General features: G+C 63.0%; 14 protein-coding genes. 3 read left to right on the top strand and 11 right to left on the bottom strand.

What is annotated here, in order from left to right; translation table 11 throughout:
- Positions 1–1,908: 1,908 nt before the first annotated feature.
- From OG219_RS32700 to OG219_RS48185, 4 genes are all read right to left on the bottom strand, one after another.
- Entirely contained in the window at positions 1,909–2,118 is a 210-nt protein-coding gene (locus OG219_RS32700; RefSeq protein WP_266832602.1) for a hypothetical protein, read from the bottom strand.
- A gap of 650 nt (positions 2,119–2,768) precedes the next feature.
- Positions 2,769–3,215 carry a hypothetical protein gene (locus tag OG219_RS32695; protein WP_266832600.1) on the bottom strand — a complete coding sequence of 149 codons (447 nt, stop codon included), beginning with the start codon at positions 3,213–3,215 and terminating at the stop codon, positions 2,769–2,771.
- On the bottom strand, positions 3,216–4,019 hold the full coding sequence (locus tag OG219_RS32690) for a TIGR04255 family protein (RefSeq protein ID WP_266832598.1): 804 nt from the start codon (positions 4,017–4,019) through the stop codon (positions 3,216–3,218).
- A gap of 201 nt (positions 4,020–4,220) precedes the next feature.
- The gene (locus tag OG219_RS48185) at positions 4,221–4,607 is read right to left on the bottom strand and encodes a hypothetical protein (protein WP_323183314.1); all 387 of its coding nucleotides are present in this window, start codon (positions 4,605–4,607) and stop codon (positions 4,221–4,223) included.
- Positions 4,608–5,507: 900 nt separating this feature from the next.
- Here OG219_RS48185 and OG219_RS32680 point away from each other — a divergent pair.
- Positions 5,508–6,179 carry a DUF6313 family protein gene (locus OG219_RS32680; RefSeq protein ID WP_266832594.1) on the top strand — a complete coding sequence of 224 codons (672 nt, stop codon included), beginning with the start codon at positions 5,508–5,510 and terminating at the stop codon, positions 6,177–6,179.
- Positions 6,180–6,729: 550 nt separating this feature from the next.
- Here the strand turns inward: OG219_RS32680 and OG219_RS32675 are convergent.
- From OG219_RS32675 to OG219_RS32650, 6 genes are all read right to left on the bottom strand, one after another.
- Positions 6,730–8,118, bottom strand: a complete 1,389-nt coding sequence (locus tag OG219_RS32675) for a tyrosine-type recombinase/integrase (protein ID WP_266832592.1) — start codon at positions 8,116–8,118, stop codon at positions 6,730–6,732.
- Positions 8,115–8,318: an AlpA family transcriptional regulator gene (locus tag OG219_RS32670; RefSeq protein ID WP_266832590.1), complete on the bottom strand. Its 204-nt coding sequence runs from the start codon at positions 8,316–8,318 to the stop codon at positions 8,115–8,117. Before OG219_RS32670 ends, OG219_RS32675 begins: the two co-directional genes overlap by 4 nt.
- Positions 8,308–9,678 carry a replication initiator gene (locus OG219_RS32665; protein WP_266832588.1) on the bottom strand — a complete coding sequence of 457 codons (1,371 nt, stop codon included), beginning with the start codon at positions 9,676–9,678 and terminating at the stop codon, positions 8,308–8,310. Before OG219_RS32665 ends, OG219_RS32670 begins: the two co-directional genes overlap by 11 nt.
- A 379-nt stretch (positions 9,679–10,057) precedes the next feature.
- Positions 10,058–10,252 carry a hypothetical protein gene (locus OG219_RS32660; protein ID WP_266832586.1) on the bottom strand — a complete coding sequence of 65 codons (195 nt, stop codon included), beginning with the start codon at positions 10,250–10,252 and terminating at the stop codon, positions 10,058–10,060.
- Positions 10,253–10,264: 12 nt separating this feature from the next.
- Positions 10,265–11,584 (bottom strand): FtsK/SpoIIIE domain-containing protein, encoded by a 1,320-nt coding sequence (locus OG219_RS32655; protein ID WP_266832584.1) that lies wholly within the window; start codon positions 11,582–11,584, stop codon positions 10,265–10,267.
- Complete coding sequence (locus OG219_RS32650; protein WP_266832582.1) at positions 11,581–11,928, bottom strand: hypothetical protein; 348 nt, start codon at positions 11,926–11,928, stop codon at positions 11,581–11,583. The genes OG219_RS32655 and OG219_RS32650 overlap by 4 nt, the downstream gene beginning before the upstream one ends.
- A 181-nt stretch (positions 11,929–12,109) precedes the next feature.
- Here OG219_RS32650 and OG219_RS32645 point away from each other — a divergent pair, with 181 nt between their 5' ends.
- Positions 12,110–12,850: a GntR family transcriptional regulator gene (locus OG219_RS32645; protein ID WP_266832580.1), complete on the top strand. Its 741-nt coding sequence runs from the start codon at positions 12,110–12,112 to the stop codon at positions 12,848–12,850.
- 371 nt (positions 12,851–13,221) lie between these two features.
- On the opposite strand, the gene OG219_RS32640 is transcribed toward OG219_RS32645, so the two are convergent.
- Positions 13,222–16,071: an NACHT domain-containing NTPase gene (locus OG219_RS32640; RefSeq protein ID WP_266832578.1), complete on the bottom strand. Its 2,850-nt coding sequence runs from the start codon at positions 16,069–16,071 to the stop codon at positions 13,222–13,224.
- Between the two features lie 1,672 nt (positions 16,072–17,743).
- On the opposite strand from OG219_RS32640, the gene OG219_RS32635 reads away from it, so the two are divergent.
- Positions 17,744–18,664 carry a hypothetical protein gene (locus tag OG219_RS32635; protein ID WP_266832576.1) on the top strand — a complete coding sequence of 307 codons (921 nt, stop codon included), beginning with the start codon at positions 17,744–17,746 and terminating at the stop codon, positions 18,662–18,664.
- Positions 18,665–18,893 lie beyond the last annotated feature (229 nt).

Raw genomic sequence — 18,893 nt, 5'->3', positions numbered from 1 at the left:
GGTCAGAATTTCCCTACATCATCAAGGCTCGCTCCGCTCGCGGCTGACTTCCAGCCGCGAGCGCCAGCCACCTCAACCAGGGGGCAGCATCCCGCGGGCACGCGGGAGAGTCCGCACCGCACCGCCACCACGATCCGACCTCTGTAGGGGGAACACTTCAGTACCTGTTTCCTCGCATGTGCAGGCTGACCCCAGAAGCCTCACCAGCTCCCGCACTGCCTGACAGGTCAGGTCGATCATTGATCGAGGGCCGCGCACGCGCGGCGGCGCCGGTCGGCCGGCGCCCCGCTGCCTCTATGTCTGCGCCACCGGCTGCGTGTCGCCGTCCGCCCGTCGCCACCAGCAGCAGCCTAAATACAGCACTGGGATAGGTGGACCAAGGGGGATTGCCGCACAGCAGGTCACCGACGCTTTGTGTTACCGATTGAGACCGGATCGTGGTGGCGGTGCGGTGCGGACTCTCCCGCTCCCGTGGTTGTTGCCCCGTGGCTGGGTTGGTCGGCTCCGAGACTTTAAGGTCTGCCGACCTGCGGGACCCCTCCGAGAGCAAGAAAGGGGGCCGAGTGCCTGCTTCGCACGGTGAGGATCAATGACCCTCTCCATTGGATCAAGTGTAATTGCCCCCTTTCATGCTCTCGCCCCCCAGATCACCAGACCTCAAACTCTCTCCACCGACCTCGTGGGCACGACATACCGTAGACGTGTGCCTGAGGACAACGAGAAACGCATCTTCGTGGCGATCGTCTGCACGGACCGTGCTCAACACCGTCGGATCCGGCTGACGACGGCTCGGCTGCACCTAAGCGATCGAGGCATGAACTACGCGCTTGAGCACTTCGCGCCCCCTGCGGCTGATGCGGAACCACGATCATCGGTTGGACGCGAGTCGTACATGTTCATTTGCCCCAGGTGCGGACGCAATCCACAGATCAAGTCCGACAAATGGTGGCTCCTGCTAGAGGCGGTAGCGGAGGCAGGAAACGATGAATTTGACATCTCCCTGCTACCATGATCTAGCTGCGCTGTCGTCGTGGCCCCTGTGCGAGGACGGGGTTACCTTCCAGTCGACCGAAGAATGGTCGGCGTTCGCCGAAGCCCGCTCATCCGGTGGGTAGCTTTGAGCTGCCTACGGAGAGCACATGCAGGGCTTTATCTACGACCTCTCGGTCAACACTGCCGGTTCCGCTGTGACGGCCGTCGTTCTGTTCATGATCCGACGAGCGGTAATCACTTGGCGCGCGAACCGCAGCCAGCAAAGCGAAGGAGGTTCTGCGGACTCGGACTCGTGATCGACATGCTGCGGCTGACCATCGTCGATCTGTCGAGGGGCACCGCGTCCGCTGACATCAGTGGCTGACACCAACAGCGGCGAATGATCGCGGATCGAGGCGGACATAAGCGACCCGTCTCGATGCCGCGTAGCCCGGGGCTCGCAGCAGCAGCGGCCCCTCAAGATCGACCTGATAAGGATGAGGCTTGGACTCGGTCAGTGAGACTCCGCCGACCTCGTCAGAGCCGCCCAGGCCACCAATGCGCTGGGGATGCGCCTGTTGGTCACTGTGTTCAACTCGTACGTTGACCGAGTGGAATGGTTGACCTTAGCCACGACCAACGTCGTTGTAGCTGACGAATCTCCAGACTGGCAGGCCATCCATATCCCATATGACGACGCGTTCCACCGACTCCGTGTCGTCATGCGCGAATCGTTGAGCCTTGGTCTCAGGCTCTGATGCGAGACGCCCTGCACTGGCCTGTGTACAGCACAGAAGTACAGCAACCATGGTGACCGCAGATGACCATTCCGAGCCGCTATCACCCCCGTGACCAGGTCGGGAGACCTCAGCGACCTCCGTGCCCGTAGTTCGCATCGAGGTGGTCACTGCAAGTCGCTCAGCGGCCAGCGCATCCTCAGGAGTAGAAGCCGACCCAGTACTCGTCATGACTGCACACGAAGTCGTCCGGACGCTCTACCCGCAGCACCTCGTACCGGGCAGCAAATACGTCTAGGGATTCATGGAGCGAACAGCCGAGGTGCTCATGGAGCACCTTGAGGCCTCGGATGATCTGCTTGGCGAGGATCTGGTCGTCTGCAACATCGACTGCGGCACCATCGGTCATGGTCGGCAATCGAAGCCGATCAGCGCCTCGCCCACAATAGGTTTGCTGACGACCCCAACTCAGCAGGAGGCCGTGCCCGATCGAGCGGGGAACCCCGGGGTACAGCAGGTACAGACGACACGCATGCAACCGCCACTTGCCGATTTCGCCTGGTCAGGGGCCGTCTCGCGCCACGACGGTTTTCAAAGATCGCTCGGGGTCGACTCGCCCATCGAGAATCCACCGACCACGCGCTAATCATCTCCAGGTACTAGCCATTGGGCAGATTTAGCGAGGCGAGTCCTAGCTTTGGCTCCCCGGGAGCCTTTAGTATCGCGCACCAGGGAGTGCCCAGGAAAGTAGTCGACTGGATCTCGTTCGATCTCCTGACCCAGTTCACGCAATTGACCAGCCGTCCACCAACAGGGCTCGTGATCTGAAAAATGTGACACCCCTGCCAGTTCGCCCGGATCCCTTCCACTCCTTACGGCGTCACACCGAAGAAAGACAGACATCCCACTACCGTCCGAACTGTCGGACATCGCTTGCGAACCCGGACGCAGCCCCTCCCCATCGGACTTAATCATGTCAGGGCGGACCATTCGGATAACCATGCAATTGTCGCAGATTGTTTCGCCATCACAGTCGAGCGAATTGCTCATGACGGCCGCCTACATGCCGGAAATCACACGCAGAGCCTGAAGGAGCTTATCTATAGCTACATCGGGGTCGCTTTCCCATTCGTCCCCGTTGGCACCCTCAAAGTAGGCTTCAGCCTCACCTTGATTGAACAAAAGAAAAAGGGTACTTCCGTTCTTGTCCCACTCCAGCCCCAAACTTCCATCTTCTCCGACCGCAAAGAACGGCACAGGCACACCGACGGGGATTCTCCTGATCCATGCCACACATTTGCGTGCCGCGATTGGGGAAATTTTCGGGTCTCCTAGGGCCCGATCGACCACCTCTGACATCAGCGGCCTTGCCCACCCATTTTCTGCCTTCTGATGGAGAAGCGTGCTGCTGTACGAAGCGGTCCGACTGACATGCCTGGTCGCACCAGCGAGGGTTGACGGCTCGCTGATGTACTGCGCCCCCGTGAGCTCAATTGCAGTACTCATTTAGATCCCCCAGGCTTCAAGAGCGGCCGGAGTGGCCAAGTCTCTGAACTTCGCATTCGCGTGTTCATGCGCTTGATCAAGAAAGGCGAGAGCCGCCTCAATCGTAGATTCATCGAAAGTGAAGCTGCGAAGAGTGATGGCTAGGTGAATCTGAGGCTCCGCTTTGACCCAGTCATGCGCAGGCTTCAAGGAGATGTGCATCCTTCCAATCGGCCTGTCCACTCCCATAATTAGACTTGAAACCAGAACACTCATTTGCTCATACTCACCAAACTTTTCAACGTTGACGTTGAAGAGCTTGTGCACCTCAGCAAGACTAGCCCAGACCGCATTTGGAGCAATAATGTTGACGTAGGTCAACTCCGCTCGCTCTGGAAGGAGTGAACCACCAGACCGGAGAAGGCCCTGTCGTGCAGTTTCGAGAATCGCTACAAATTTTTCACGCAGCGTCTCGTAGTGCACATATTCGCGCTCCCCTTCTCCACGCCGCCAGTTAAGTGCAAGATAGTCCGGCTGAACTTGGATTACCTCTGACTGATCCCCCGAATGCAACCAATAACGAGGTTCAACGCTGGGATTAAATTGAATCTCCGCAGTAAAATTAGAAGGCGCAGCAAAATGTTCAGGCGGCTCCGGTGAAATCCTATACGGTGGCGCGACCTTAATTTCTCGGTGTTCTTCGAAAAAATCCCCCAAGATCGCCGGAATGCCCGGGCCCAGCAGGGCCGGTTGAGGCTGCATCGCCACTGACAGCACGACCTCGTTGACAGGCGGGCGCGCGCTGCTGAGGCTCTCGTCCGTCATGCCGTCTCCCTTGGTAGTCCCCAACCTGAGAGTGCCACAGTGCCGACAACCGTACGAGAGGACAGGCGGCCCTCTGTCGCGATGGACTGTGGGGTCACCACTTAGAGTGACGCGTTGACGCCCGCCAGCGTCAATGGCTGTGTACTCGGACCACACCACCAGCCAAGCGCCTGCTCCAAGCCTTGGGCACAGAGGCACGTGCTAAGCCGACCGCCGAGCGTCCGGAAGGTCCAGCGGCTCATGGTGATGCCAAAGCAGGTGGCGGTCACCGCGGCGCAACTCTGCGTCCCCCCACTCCAGGCGCATGACCCCGGTACCCATAGCGCACGCGTAGGCCAGAAGTACCAGACCGGCATCTGGGTCGAGCTGTCCCAGGTCCTTGTGGAACTCCTGCTCTTGCAGCTCCTCAAGCCCGAGATCCAACTCCCCCTGCATGGGTTCGGGGCCGTGACGCCGAATCAGATCAGCTCGGAGGCCGACTGCACGACGGAGTCGAGCCACGGTGACCGGCACGTCCCGTTTGGCGTAGCGAATCGGGTAGAGCACCTGTCCGGCGACAACCATCACCGTGCGCGCTTGCAGACGCACCGCTGTGACGCCTGGAAGATCAGCGAGCCCCGCTGCCAGCTCCTCGTACTGCGAAGCGTGAAGACCGTGTCCGTACGCTTCCAGGGTCTGCGTACCTACGCCCCGGTGGCCGTCCCGAGCCCGCTCATGGGCCCTACCGATGCACTCTGGGATCAGCTTCGACAGTGGCACAGCCAACTCGCCGAAGACGCTCTGCGACCATAAGGAGCTTGCGCTCAGGTCCCCCATCTCGTTCCCCCTCGTACTCACGGCACCGTCAGAGGCAACTGCCAATCTCTGACGGTGACGCACAGTTAGGCTCCCCACAAGGGCGCACGGCAGGCGCTCCCGGCGCGTGCCTTCGACAACGCCGAAGTTGCGCCATCAACCTCAACTGCTGAGGACGCCTGCCCACGCCGCGTCAAAGCTGGTGAGCGGCACTGTAGGGATTGCTGGCTTCTGGACTATCTGTGGACAGATCAGAGGCAACTTGACTCGATAGAGCTGCTGACCAGCACGATCCCCACTAGGCGAAGGGGCCTCCGGAGCCGTGTGCGCAGGTTCGAATCCTGCCGGGGGCACCCTGTATGAGGTGCCCAGAGACCCCGCCATCAGCGCTTTAGCTGAGGACGGGGTCTTGGCGTTTGTGCAGTCGGATGCCGCCGAAAGCAGCCGTTTGTCAGTGATCACGTAATGGTGACGTAATGATCTTGGCGAGCCTTCCGGCAGGTCAACCTACTCAAGCCAGGGCGGCACCTGCCTACAGTCTGCGAGTGCACTGCCAAGGGATGACTGAGCGAGGACACGGTTCCGTCCCAAGTTGACGACTGCGCTTGCCGACTCGCCCACAACCTACGGCAGAATCTGCACCCTAGAGAATGCGCGCCACCACGGGGTGCACGCTGGCACACAGGGGGAGCCTTGCCCGTTGGGCCCGTCCCGATCCCGGGTCACTTAAAGCTGCCATCCGCGCGCACGCCACTAGCCAGACGACTACGGCGTACTTGGCGCTCGACCAAGGCGCTGAAGGGTGTCAGCCAATGGGTCCTCGACGTCGGACTCCCTATCGGCACCCTGGTGGGGGTCCTATACGTCTTTGCCGCACGCGCTGAAAGCCCTAGCGAGGTCTACCACGCCTTCGCCCTATTGAGCCCTCCCCATCATGTCCTTCTGTGGATCGCATCGGTCATTGGCTGGCTCCTCGTCCCCGCCATCATTGGTGGCATCGCTGGCCATGTGATCGCGAAGCGAATCGATCGTTCAAAGGCAGTGGCCAGCAACGCCGCCTTTACACAACGGCGCTTGGCCCAGCGACTGTCGCCTCCAAGGCTCATCGAAGATCTCCGGCCATACTTTCATGGGACGCACGCACAACAGGGCTTCGTTGACGCCTGGGTACGCATCGCCCATCGCAACGACTGGGACCGGGCGCAAGATCACTGGGAACTTTTCGTCAAGTACGTCATGTCAACGGAGCAGTACGCCCTCCTGGACAGACACGAATGTCTGCGACAGGCCCAGAACACAGCGAAGATGGCCCTTCGGTTCGCGGCCCTGACTGGTCAGTGCCTTGTCTGCGAGAGGAGGCGCTGACATGCCTGGAGAAGACGCGCTGGAGATCGTCAGGGCTTCCCTGGCACTGGCGATGCCTACTGCAAGCACAGACGGCCTCACCCGGGCCGCGGAGGCGGTGCTCCTCTGGGGGTCGGAGAATGCTGCCGACCATCTTGACGACAGTTTGAGTCGCCGGATGCTTGTCGACCTTTTCGACGCTGCTCGAGCTGAACCCCGCGACTTTCCGGCAGCAGATCCGGAGCAGTTTGTGCGTGGGTGGGATAGCAACGTCGAATCTGTCGCTCAGTATCGGACATGGGCACACACAGACGACATGGTGGACCTCAACCGCCGGGCTCGGCCGCCCGAGCCCGGCGACCCCACGATGCCACCCACGTAGACATTGCGGCGCCGGAGCCATGCCGGGAACTGAGGCAGCATGGCGGCCTCCAGCGCTCGGGAGAACTCAGGGTTCACCGACCGTTTCTCGACGCCTTCGGCGTAGCTTTCCGACACACCTCCGACACGGCCAGAAGCCCCGGATCACTCCGGGGCTTCTCCGTGCGTGTAAGTGGCGTGTGGGCCGCATTCAGCTTTCGGGGTTGCCCTCCCCTCCTAGCCCCTTCAGGATCCGGTCGTTCATCTCCTGCTCCTGGCCATCGATGCACTTCGCGTAGATCTTCAGCAGGACATCCACCGAGTGGCCAGCGCGAGCCGCCACCTCCGGAGCGGGCACACCGGAGTTGAGCCACTGCGAGACGCCCGCATGCCGAAGGTCGTACGGCCGGAAGACCAGCACTGAGGAGACCTGTCCCGGTACGAGCGCCAACTCGCGCGTCTGCTTCCACACGCGCGAGTACGACGACGCGGCCACGACGTTGCCCCGCTCGCTCGCGAAGAGCCGGCCGTCCTTCGCCGTGCCGAACTCCTTCAGGTGCTCACGGAGCAGCAGCACCAGCGGAGGCGGAATCGGCACGATGCGTACCTCACCCGCCGCACGTTGCTTCAGGCCCCGCCGGTCGTGCGCCTCGCCCGAGTCGGTCCACGCCTTGCCCGCGGCCGGACGCGTCTCGGTCAGCTCGATACGCCCCCAGCCTTTCGCGGGAAGTGTGCAGTCCGAACGACGTAGGCCCAGCGCCTCACCGGGGCGCATGGCCGCGTAGTACAGGCATCCGAAGAACGCCCGCAGCCGCCGACCGCTCGCCCGCTCATAGCCACCGACGTACGTCACAGCCACCAGCAGCTCCCGTGCCTGCCGCGGGTTGACCACCACCCGGCGGTCAACCTCTTGGACGGGTCGCTTTCCCCGCTTGCGCCGCACCCGGCCGAGGGGATTGGAAGGAAGCGCCTCCAACTCCACAGCAAACTCAAGGGAGTTGAAGACGACAGCCCGCCGTCGCCTGTAGGTCTGCGTAGCCGCAGGCTTGCCGTCCAGCTTCCGGCCGAGCGCGTCGATCAGCTCATGAACCCGAGCGATCTCATGCAACTCGGCCACCGGCAGCGACACCTTCTCAATCCAGCGCACCGCCGAGGCGATCTCCTCGGGCCGCTCCCGCTCCCGCCGAGGCGGAGGCAGCACGTACGAACGCAGCGCCCGCCGCAGGATCTCGGGCGTGGGGCGCCCGCGTCCCGGCTTGACCAGCGCGGGCAGGACCGTCGCCAGCGAGTCGGTCACACTGTCCCGCTGCTTCGCCGACGCCTCCGCCCACCGGGCATCGATGTACTTGAGCGCCAACTCCAGGAACGACAGGGCCACTTTGCCAGCGCGCAGCGAATCCGGCAGACCCGTCACAGTGTCGAACGGCTCGCCCTTGTCCGCCGCCCGCAGCAGCTTCGCGCGGAAGCGGTCGGCCAACGCCTTCGTCTTGTGCGATTCGTGGAAGGGTTCGCCGTCCACGGACCATCGGACGAGGTACGTCGGTTTCTTCGCGGAGCGGTTGATGCTGAGCTTCCAGATGACGACCTTGTACGACTTCACGAGGCGGCCCCCTCCGCTCGCTCCGCCAACCAGTCGTTGAGCACGTCACGCCGGACCCGTAACTCACCATTCGGCAGACGGATGCAGGCCGGCGCGAGGCGCAGTTCCCGCCAGCGGTAGAAGGTGCGCCGGGAGATCCCGCCCAGCTCTTCGAGAACCTGCCGCACCGTGAGCAGTTCGGCCGCCTTCTCACGTGCCATGACGACCACCGCCCTCCCGCACGGAGGCAGCCAGGAGCGCCGCCTCCGGCGAGTAGCCGCGCCCTGCGTAGCGCCACTGGCCGACCGCGACGGTTGACCGCGCGCCGATGCCAAGAGCCGTTCGCTGCTCCTCCGCGCGGTGCTCCGTACGGGCCTGACGAAGTGCGGTCAGGGTGGTGGAGTAGCGGCGTGACTTGGTGGAGAAATGGCCGCCGTAGCCGAGCATGTGCGCCCAACGCCGCAGGCCGAGCGGTTCGAAGTCGGCCAGGCCACCCAGCCACCAGCACGTACCGATCATGCGGAGCACGTGGGCACGTACGGGCAACATGACCAGATCCCGCGCCCCGTGAATACGGCCGTCCACCGCGCCGGCGGACTCGGCTCCCTTCGTCGCGTACTTGGCGATGTAACCGGCTACGGCCGCTGAGGTCAGCCGTTCTCCCGTTCCGAAGGCGGAGATAGGACGTACGTCAACCTGCTCGCCGAACCGCAGCGCACGCGCCCCGATGACCTCCCGGCCGGGAGCGGAGAGCCGAACCCTCTCGACTGCGCCGCGTACAACATCCGAGAGCAGAGCAGTCGTCGCCCAACCTGGTGGAGTCGAGTTCGGCCCCTCCGGTCCGTCGAGGCGGATGACGGCGTGGAAGTGGACCAGTCCGCGCCGCTGGTACTCGGCGACTTTGGCGTACGACAACCGAACCGTCTCGGCGAACTCGCTTCGCGAGAGCCCGACTCTCCGGCCGATCTCGCGGCGCAGCTCCAGAGCGAAGCGGTGCCAGAGTCGGCCTGAGTGTGCTTGCCAGAGCACGGCTCCGGCGTAGTCGTAGCAGTGAGGGCAGAGCGGTTCGCCGAGCCGCGGGTCGTCGTCCGCGTGGCGTGAGTGGCACCCGGCCGGCGAGCCGTGCGGACAGGCATTCCCCGACTTTCGGGGTCGGCAGGCCCGTACGCGACCGTCGCGCTCGCGGCGGGTGTGAACTGGGCCGAAGCCGGGAGCGGTGAGGGTGGCGAACACCCGAGGGTGCTCGCCGACCTTCTCTCCCACGTTCTTGCCGCCGATGAGTCCGGCACGGATCAGTTGGTAAGTGTCCGCCTGATACACGCGGGCGCAGGTCGGGCAGACCGTTGCCCTGCGGTTGCCGCATGCGGTGAGCAGGCGACCGCCGTAGACGTCCGAGCCGTACGAAAACAGAGCCTCCCCGGTCGACGCGTCGAGGACCGTCGCGGTGCCGACGAGGTGAATCGGGTTCGTGCAGCCGCCAAGGCGGACGATCTGACGCCGCCAGGCCGCGAACTCCGGTTCTGCGGCCCGGTCGATCAGCGCGGAGACTGCCTTCGGCAAGGTGGCAGGAGGCGACGTCATGGACGACCACCGCCGCCGAACGCCTGCGACATGACCGCGGAGATTGCTTGCGGCCGAGTCTTCGCGCTGAAGCGAAGTGTCGGATCGGTGAGCCAGAGGGCGGCAGCGTGCGCCGGGCAGAGCCAGCGTTCGAAGCCGTCGAGTCCGACGAGAACAACTTGTTCCCGCCCGACGCAGGTCGGCTGTTCCCTGGTCCTCAGCTCGCATTCGGGCGGAGGGGATTTGCGCGGACGATGCGCGATGGACAAAGTGAGGGTGCTCCTTTCACTGCTCACGTGGCGGATGGAGTGGGTTCCTGACGGGGTCGGGTTTGGCGACTTCGCGCCCCGTCGGGAGCCCGTCATACGGGCCTTGTTGAACTCGGGCCGTACGTGATGGGTCAGAAGCGGAGTTGTCCGAGGAAAGTGCCCACCCCTTCGAGGACCGTCGCCACAACGGGCGCGGCAGTCGTCCGGGCGAGCAGGAAGCCGAAGGCTCCGCAGAGCAGCAGGTCGGCCAGGCGCAGGTAGCGGATGCGCAGCAAGAACCAGATCAGCAGGCCGAGCAGCAGCACCGCCGACATGGACACGATCACGGCAGTCCCCTTTCACTTCGCGTCCAGCAGTTCGGGAAGGTGCGGGGTCAGGTGCGCGAACTCGGCCGCGATGGCTTCCGCCTCCGCTTCGGTGACCAGGTGGGAGCGCGCGCGTTCCCAGCCGTCACCGGAGGCCAGGACCGCGGTACCGGCTTGTTCCGGTGTGATGGCTTGCGCTGCCTTGAGCGCGTCCGGGTTGAGGTCGCCGAGGGCCATCTCTGCTGTGCCGGGATCGGCGACGCGGTGGCAGACCCGGCCGCCGAGTTGGGCACGTAGCGCCGTGACTCCCGGCCCCAGGTCGGAGCCGACGCGTTGGCCGGCGACGACGAGGAACACACCGAGTGCTGCGCCGAGTTGGGCAAGCCGGATCAGTGCCGTACCGGCTGCCTGCGCTTCGTCCTTCTCGTTCCGACTCGCGACGAGGAACAACTCGGCGATCTCGTCGACGATGACGACTACCGGGACCGGCCGAGCCTGCTCTGGCAGGCCCCAGATGTTGCGTACGCGCGCCGCGCGGCAGACGGTCATGCGGTCGAGGGTGAGATCAACCAGCGCGGCCAGGAGTTTGACGGCCTGCTCACGGTTGGTCGCGAGCGCCGACAACCTCGGCTCGTAGAGCGACAGTTCCATGCCGCCTTTGCAGTCGACGCCGACCAGCGCGACGGGCTGCGGGGCCAGGCCCGCCACGAGCGCGTTGATCAGCGTGGACTTACCGGACCGGGTGGCGCCGACGATCAGCCAGTGCGGTATACGCCGCAGGTCGATCACCCACGCGGCCCCGGTCTCCAGCGCGCCTACAGCAACGCGCAGAAGGCGACCGGGCCCGAACTGCTTCGGTATGCGGGGGAAGGCCAGCGGGTCGGTAACCGAGGCTGTGATGCGGACGGTTCCCGGCTTTCGCGAGACGACCCGGACCGCGTGCACCTCCCAGGCTTCCGCCATGGCAGGCGCAGCCTTGACGAAGTCCTCCGGCACCTGGCCCGGAAGAAGACGCACCAGCAGCCAGAAGCCGCCAGCCGTCGGCCGTATGAACCCGAACCGAGGCACCAAAGGCTGAGGGGGTGGAGCTCCCTTGCCGACAAGCCCGGACACCACCGTCAGGGCAGGCCGACGACTCACGGCCAGGCCGCACCCGGCCATCAACGGCCGCCACGTGCGGATGACGCGGCAGCATGCGACCGGGAACCCGAGTAAGAGCCACCAGGCCACGGGGTAGCGGCGGCGCAGGGCCGGGCCTGCGAGAAGCAGGCCCGACACCAGCACTGCGGCCACCACCAGGAGCCAGCTCGGCCAGGTCGTTCCGGCCGAGGTGGTGGAGGCCAGGATCATCACTGCGCGGCCCCCTTCCCGGCCGGAGCCGGAGCGTTCAGGGGCCGAATCTCCGTCGCGCGGAAGGCGATTCCGTGCCGGCCCTCGTTCTCCCACGGGGTGGCGATCAAGTCCCGTACGGCCACCGGCATACCGAGCTGCACGCCGCTCGGCTCGCCCGGCACGTTCACGGTGACGACGTCGGCCGATGTGCCCGCCATCAGGCACAGGCCGACCTGGTACACGGTCTTGCCCGTGTCCCGGTCCACGCGGAGCTGACCGGTCTCACGGTTGGCAACCCGCGGAGCAGGGGGAACGGCACAGATGATCCCCGTGAACTTCGCGGTGTCGATCGGAAGGCTTGCCACTTGGTTGGACTCCTCATCCATTGCGCCCGAAGGTCGATCCTCCGGACTGCTTTACAACCCGTAGTACGGGTTGCGAGTCCAGAGTGAGGCCCGTACTACGGGTTGTCAACCGTCTTGCGATGGGGGACGCTGTCCAAGGAGTTGGGCAAGTTGCCCAGAATCACGGCCACGGAGGGCCTGCATGCCGCCGCAGAACACGCAGCCGAAGTATCGGCAGATCGCCGACTACCTGCGCCAAGGCATCCTGGACGGCACCTATCCGGCCGGCCAGCCACTCCCCTCTGAGGAGGCATTGGCCAAGCAGTTCGGTGTGACGCGCCCCACGGTCCGTCAGGGCCTCACGGAGCTACGGGCATCAGGTCTCGTAGAGGTCATCATGGGCCGGGGCACATTCGCCCGTTCACCCCACAGCCGCCCGAGCCTCACGCGCCCACGCGGCGTACGCCGCACTCCGGACGGAGGCTACGCCGACGCCGACGGCATCCGATGGGCCAACGCGGAACCCCCCGTAGCCACACGCACGGACGCCCCGCTCGCACTCGCCGACCTGTTGCGCATCCCGCCGGGCGAGCCGATGTTCACCTACGACGCGTTGCAGACCGCCGACAATGGCCGCCTCCGCCAACTCCACCGCACGTACGTGCCGTTCTCCGTGCTGATCGATACGAAGTACGAAGAGGAAGCGCCCCCGCCGGCCCCGGAACTCTACGCAGCACTCGCCGAACTGGGCCACGAACTCCACTTCACGGAGTACATCCGCACGCGCATGCCACTCCCGGACCAAGCCCAGGCTCTCCGGCTACCTGAAGGCGTCCCGCTGCTCCACATCATTCGCGTGACGCTAACCGCGGCAGAGAAGCCGCTCGCTCTGGAGGAGTTCCACCTTCCCGGCGACGACCTGGAACTGTCCTTCAGGCTGTAACAGACAGCCCAGTTGGCTCAGACCTTCTCCACTGTTTCAAGGCGGCTCGCTCCGCTCCCCGCGCGCGGCCCGGCCCCCGGCCAGGCCTGCGCTCCTGTCTCCGCCCCGCTCCAGCCCGGCCAGCGCCCGTGCCGCGCTCCCCAGCAATCAGCCACTTGCCGTCAAAAAGGGTTACATCGCGGCTGGGGCGGTCGGCTCCACGGCTTTAGCCACCTCCCCGGTCAGGGTCCCGCGTCGAGCAAGACCAGGGGGCCACTCGTGCCAATTGCGGTCAGGCCCAAAGCCTGCCCGAGTTGCCAACCAGCGTACGGCCCCCTGCTCATGCTCGACCCCAGACCAGGCAGGCCACCGGCCAAACCCGATCCGCCGACCTACGCGTCGCGCTGCTGCAGGAAATTGACTTCCCCTACCGCCCAACGCTCCATAGTCCGTTGCAGCCCCTGAGGAATAGGCAGAGGCGGAAGACTAAGGTCCATTTCAGGATTGTCTCGCCGCAACAGATACGGATAGAGAGCCGAGAGATAACCCAAATCCTGTGGAGCTGCGTCTCTGAAACCAACATCGCCTGACAGCTCGACTACGATCATCATCAGTACCGATGCCCCCAGGAAGGCATCGGACGACAGAGGCTGCAAAACCGGATGATCGACTCCAGGATGCACGAAACCCGCCCAGTGAGTGTTATCCCGGCGTATCCACGGCGGAGAAGGCTGTTCACAGATGTATTTACCCACCACTGCCATATCTTCGAGCGTGGCTTCAGCCACACCCTCCGGCTCTGTGACTAGTTTAATGGCATTGCTCGGCAAGTACGGCGACCAGATAGTTCCAAAGATGCCCGTGGGATGGCCTTCAGCAGTCAGCTTCTCAAATCCGTTCGGATTTGAGAGCACCTGCTCCAAGTCAACAAGTCTCCGGTCGAGAGCAAGCCGCAAAAACCCTGAGTCGGTCTCCGCTGCCGCAACAAGATCGGGCTCAAAACGCAAGCAGTTCGCTTCAGTGAAATCCCTCCAATAGTGTTTGACTTCTGGCCCAATGGCCCCAAGCGGGCCCCGGGAGTAAGTACTGTTTTGCGGGTCACACCAGATGGCGATTCTAAGGCCTGCCATCCTCTCGGCTGCGTCGCCAGACTCGATGAGCTCATCAATTTTGGCCGTTATTTCGCTCGCAACAATTTCACGATATGGACCGCTGCACCTGATAAGCACCAACAATGGGGCGTAGAATTGCTGCTCATTCATTCCGCCACGAAAAAGGTGACTAAGGCAGTTACGACAGAGCTCTCGGACTACGCCTGGCGGAGGATCGACCGACTCCAGGCATGCAGCAAGGAAAGCCAGTAGGTTGTTACGGCTGTCGACCGCCGTGTAACGTCGATCGTTTAGCAAGCTCCTATAAATCCTGGCTGCGCCCTGGTCGACTGAGCGATCTTTCATCTGCACTGCCAATTCAGCGACAACCTCCCACTCTTCTTTCGCAACGTGGGGGGCTAGTAGCTTGGCCAGCTTCTCAGGTGTGTCGCTGACCGACGAGAGGAATGCAGCCGTGAAATATTCCAGAAATGTGCGATGGGTGAAAGTGTATAGCGCTTCTCCCCGAGCCGTCGTTCCAGCGTCGCTGAAAACCCACGCTCGCCCCTTGCAGAAATCTACGAACTCTTCTGCCGCCTCTTTCGCTTCATCAATGGATTCAAAACCCCGCCCATGCAGGAAATTAGCTGTCTCCCTGATCAAGCTTCCATGAGTTACCGCCGCCTCTGTCTCTTGGCGACTGAAAAGCCAATGAGCCAAGTGGCGCAACGCAGGCTCAACATGCGGTCGAGCACGAAGCTCCGTGTGGATTCGGCGCCTCGCATCCCATTTCCTAAACAACAAGCCAGCGCATTGCTCATAAACTTCTGGCCTATTTCTAGGAATTGACCCCTCTCCGCGATAGAGGATACACATCAAGGCGAGCATAAGCGGATTCGCCCTCAGGTCCGAGACACTAGCACTTTCACCCATGAAAGCCGCAGAAAGCGCTTGGGCCTCTTGACGACTAATTCCTTCTTCCTGAGCGAACCACTTCCGGACGTACTCACCCACTCTTCCCGCGTCGAACCCTCCCACTCGGTATCGAACAAAATACTGATCATCGAGGCGCGCTTGATCGTATCCAACCAGACGTGAAGTTACGAGCACCTTCACCATCGGGTACTCCGTACAAAAGCGCTCAACGATCGTCGTTACCTCGGCCCGACGTGCAGTATCAATCAATTCATCAAGGCCGTCGAAGATTATGAGAGCCGAACCCGAAAGGAGTAGTCGAGAAATAAGACCCTTGGGTGGGGGGCATTGGTAAAAGACCTCAAGGGTATGTTCAATGTGCCCTAGGACAGACCTCTCGGGAGGGTCCTGGGAGGCGAAATCTCGGAGAGTGACCAGAAAGGGGATAGGCCTACTGTCAGAATTTGCGTGCCAGTGCATGAGGACATTCGAGGCAGTTGTCTTTCCTCCTCCAGGATCTCCGAGAAGCACTGTCCTATCGATTCTACGGCCCAGCTCCCAGACATCGATCTCGCTCGAACTGGGCGTATCAATCTCAGCGATTTCGGGGGTCACGTAGAGATCATCGATGGGGACGCGGCGACGCCGCTCGAAGTCCGGGGGCTCAATTTTCCCAAACTCCTCCAAGACATGATTTCGGTACCCTCGAAGGAATTCTCGATCCCTCTCGGGGTCTGCTGCCTCGTACGAATGCAATCTCCTCTCAAGCGCCTTCAGTGAGGAGACCATCCGTGCTGCGAAGGCATCACTTCGGAGCCTTGGAAGAAATTCCGGCGAAGCCCCTTGAATTCTTCCTACAATCGAGCAGATCTCGGTGTCGTAATAATCAAATAGGGCTTCAGCAAGGCCGGAAAGATCAACGGCAGGGTTAGCGTAGCCCAGAGTAAGCTCAAAGACCTTTTGAATATCCTGGACATCTACCTCTGGAGCATCCGTGAGTCGCGCGGCCAATAGTTCGTGAATTACGGAGTGGAATCCCGAACTCTCCAGAATTCGACAGAGTTCGCCTTCTTCGATACCTGCCGGTAGATCAGAGAATTGAGGCGTCGATTCGGCAATCCTATAGGTGTTGAACCACTTTATGACCTCCTCGTCTTCTTTGAGGGCTCGGCTTCCCAAAGACTTCAGGGTCACGCCAAGACGCATCGCCGTGGCCCCAATGACGCTGGCGATCACCCCGCCAGCAGCTTGCTGCAACATTGGATCCGAGAACATCCGCCACCCCGCCTCGTCAGAAAGTAAAGACTGTACTGACCTCCATGCGACTCTGGGGCGAGTTGGCATTATTCGCTACGCCAATGTTCACGCCGCCGTCCACTTCCAGCAGGAGACGCACAGGAGGAGCGGCCGATGACGCCCCAGCTCCCCGCGACCGGTCCTCGCACGCGAACCGGCGCGAGCAGACGGCTACCGTCTTGTAGAGACTCCCTGACTACAGGCGCTTCGGCTATGCGTTCAGGTGACAGCACCTTCCGGCCCCTGCTTTCGGTTGCACCACAAGCGCACCAGTTCGCGCGGGCGACAGCGGGCAAACACGGTGAACACAGGCGCCGCCGACGACGCCGCAGCCCGGCCGTTTGCCCATGTCAGCCCAAAAACGGCCGTTAATGATCGCAGCTTCCCAAGCAGATGTTGAAAGCCCCGATGGGCTGGCTATCTGCACGTCAATCGAGGACGCCGCGCTGGCGCCGATCGTGATGCCAGGCACACAATCGGGACCACAGGGATCGCCGCGGAGGGTCGACGTCTGGAGTCGCGTCCAACCACTCCCGAGCTGACTGCACAACGTGATCAATTACCTGAGCCAACTCGCCAGACCGCCGCAGCAGCCTCTCGTCCAACTCGTCAGCTGACGGGGCGCTCTGAAGGGCAATCCCCCACCACTCATCCAGGTACCGCACCAGGCCAGACGTCTGTTCGACGAGGCTGTCGGCGACCATACGCTCAGGCAACGACACAGACAGGCGTAGCAACGACTGCTGAACCCACAGCCGTTTCATGGCCTCGGCTACGGCCGTCCGAGCCTCGGCGGGAGTATCTCGGAATGTCTCCCTTGGGTGATGCAAGGTCACGGCCTGAACGCCACGGGCGTGAGCGACAGCCGTTCGGACCTCCTCCACAGCGCCGAAGAACGCAGCGTAGGCGTCACGGCTCACCTGCCAGCGAGCGTCAAACCGCTGTCCACGCACCTGCATCCGGACTGCTTCCAGAGCCGCCCGAGCCTGCGCCCTGGCACCGATCCACGCAATCGCGCCGCCCAGTGCAGTCGCGCCGGCGCCGATCCGAGCTGTTGATGCAACAGTGCAGCACATGCTGATCGTTATCCGGACCGTCTCATAGACTTCGTGACCACTAGTTCGAACGTGCTGCACCAGGAGGCTAGCGAGCCTCGATCTCTCTCCGTGTCAGTTTCCGTCTCATTCAGTCCCGTTCACGACCGTTCAGACGAGATCAGAAGTCGTATGCAGCCCAAGGGCGGGACGTCGATGAACTCAGGTGAACGCCCCTGCACGCTGCCCAACACCCCACCACCACAGTTGGAAAGCGTGCGCGCAGCGCTTTAGAGCGCGCCAGTGGCGCGGGGCTTGCGTTCGCTGTCAGTCCTGGGCTGTACGTCCCGCCCCATAGCTGAGAGACCGACTACGACCTGGCAGCGTGGCATAGCTGAGGAAGCCCGGGGGCTTGCCGCCGGCACCCTGCCTTCCTCGTTGTGGTCCCGCCCAGCACCTCACACCTGACGGGCTTATCCCACTCACCTTCAACGAGATCCAAATGGAGTACTAGGCTCACGAGGAACTGGCTAAGTCATCCGGGGGTGCCCATGTACTGCTTTCGTCTCCCCTTCACGATGCCGAGCCAGACGCTGCTCGGACTGACCGAAAGCCAGTTCTTGCTGTGGGGCGAAGGAGAGCGACGGGTTTGGCTGAAGCCCTTCGGGGACGCCAGCCAACGCTTGTGTGACGCCACCAACCTCGTGATCCGGGGCGAGGGATACGCCACCCAAGACGAAGCTGCCCGGGAGGGCGAACGGTGGCGGGACGTTATTAGTCGTGCCTTCGCCCGGGTCCACCTCGCCGCCGACTTTGGGGATCGACAGCCCGTCGGGGCCCTGACCAAAGCTGGTGAGGCGTGGCTCGCCGAGCGAGTGGGACACCCTGTGTTGGGACACCTGCCCGGTGTCACAGTCTTCGAAGATCAGCCGGGCCTTCGCTTCGTCGCCGCGCCGAGCATCGAGGCGTGTAAGCGTCCGTCCGAGGAGCGGAACCGCCTGGTGCTCACGCAGGCCGCGCAGCTCCATGACCCGCTGGATGGTCCTGAGCGGCTGGCCTTCGACCTGTACAGCGGTTCCTTCTTCCAACCATCGGCGGACTCAAGGCTTCTGATGCTGACTATGGCGATTGAGACCTTGCTCGACCTCCAGCCCCGCTCGGAATCCGCCAAGGCGCACGTGACCGCCATGATCGAGGCCACCGAAGCCAACGCTGACCTCACCCACTCCGAGCGAGAGTCACTACGAGGGAGTCTCAAATGGCTGCGGGATGAGTCGATCGGGCAAGCCGGGCGGCGACTGGCCCGGACCCTGGAGCCTCGCATGTACTCGGGCAAAGCCCCGGCCGCCTTCTTCACCCGCTGTTACGAGATGCGCAGCGCGCTCACGCACGGGTACGTGCCGCGCCCTAACCGTCATGAAGTTGCTGGTCTCGCCGCAAGCCTCGAGCTGTTCGTTGGCGACCTCCTGGCCGGACGCCTTCTTACCGAGGTCCCCTGACTGACACTGGGCGAGGTCGACGTCGCCCAGCCACGGGTTGCCCTGGCAGGGGACGGCGGACATCGTCGTGCGCCACGCACTGCGAGATCGTCTATGCGATCCCTATCAACCGATAGCCCTATCTAGGGTTCTCCCTATGGCCGACGATGCTCCGCCCTGTCCCGAGTGCAACCACCCCCTGAGATCGGGCCGCCTGATGCTCGCCCGGCGAGACGACGACGGCCGACGG

Origin of the sequence: Streptomyces sp. NBC_00038 (assembly GCF_026343635.1) — a bacterium.
In the GTDB taxonomy this organism is placed as follows: domain Bacteria; phylum Actinomycetota; class Actinomycetes; order Streptomycetales; family Streptomycetaceae; genus Streptomyces.
This window is presented reverse-complemented; position numbering and strand designations above follow the sequence as displayed.

Coding starts and splice junctions, on each gene's coding strand:
- OG219_RS32670 (WP_266832590.1), bottom strand. CDS start 8,318: ATGGCACGTGAGAAGGCGGCCGAACTGCTCACGGTGCGGCAGGTTCTC.
- OG219_RS32695 (WP_266832600.1), bottom strand. CDS start 3,215: ATGAGTACTGCAATTGAGCTCACGGGGGCGCAGTACATCAGCGAGCCG.
- OG219_RS32635 (WP_266832576.1), top strand. CDS start 17,744: ATGCCGAGCCAGACGCTGCTCGGACTGACCGAAAGCCAGTTCTTGCTG.
- OG219_RS32690 (WP_266832598.1), bottom strand. CDS start 4,019: ATGACGGACGAGAGCCTCAGCAGCGCGCGCCCGCCTGTCAACGAGGTC.
- OG219_RS32700 (WP_266832602.1), bottom strand. CDS start 2,118: ATGACCGATGGTGCCGCAGTCGATGTTGCAGACGACCAGATCCTCGCC.
- OG219_RS32645 (WP_266832580.1), top strand. CDS start 12,110: ATGCCGCCGCAGAACACGCAGCCGAAGTATCGGCAGATCGCCGACTAC.
- OG219_RS32665 (WP_266832588.1), bottom strand. CDS start 9,678: ATGACGTCGCCTCCTGCCACCTTGCCGAAGGCAGTCTCCGCGCTGATC.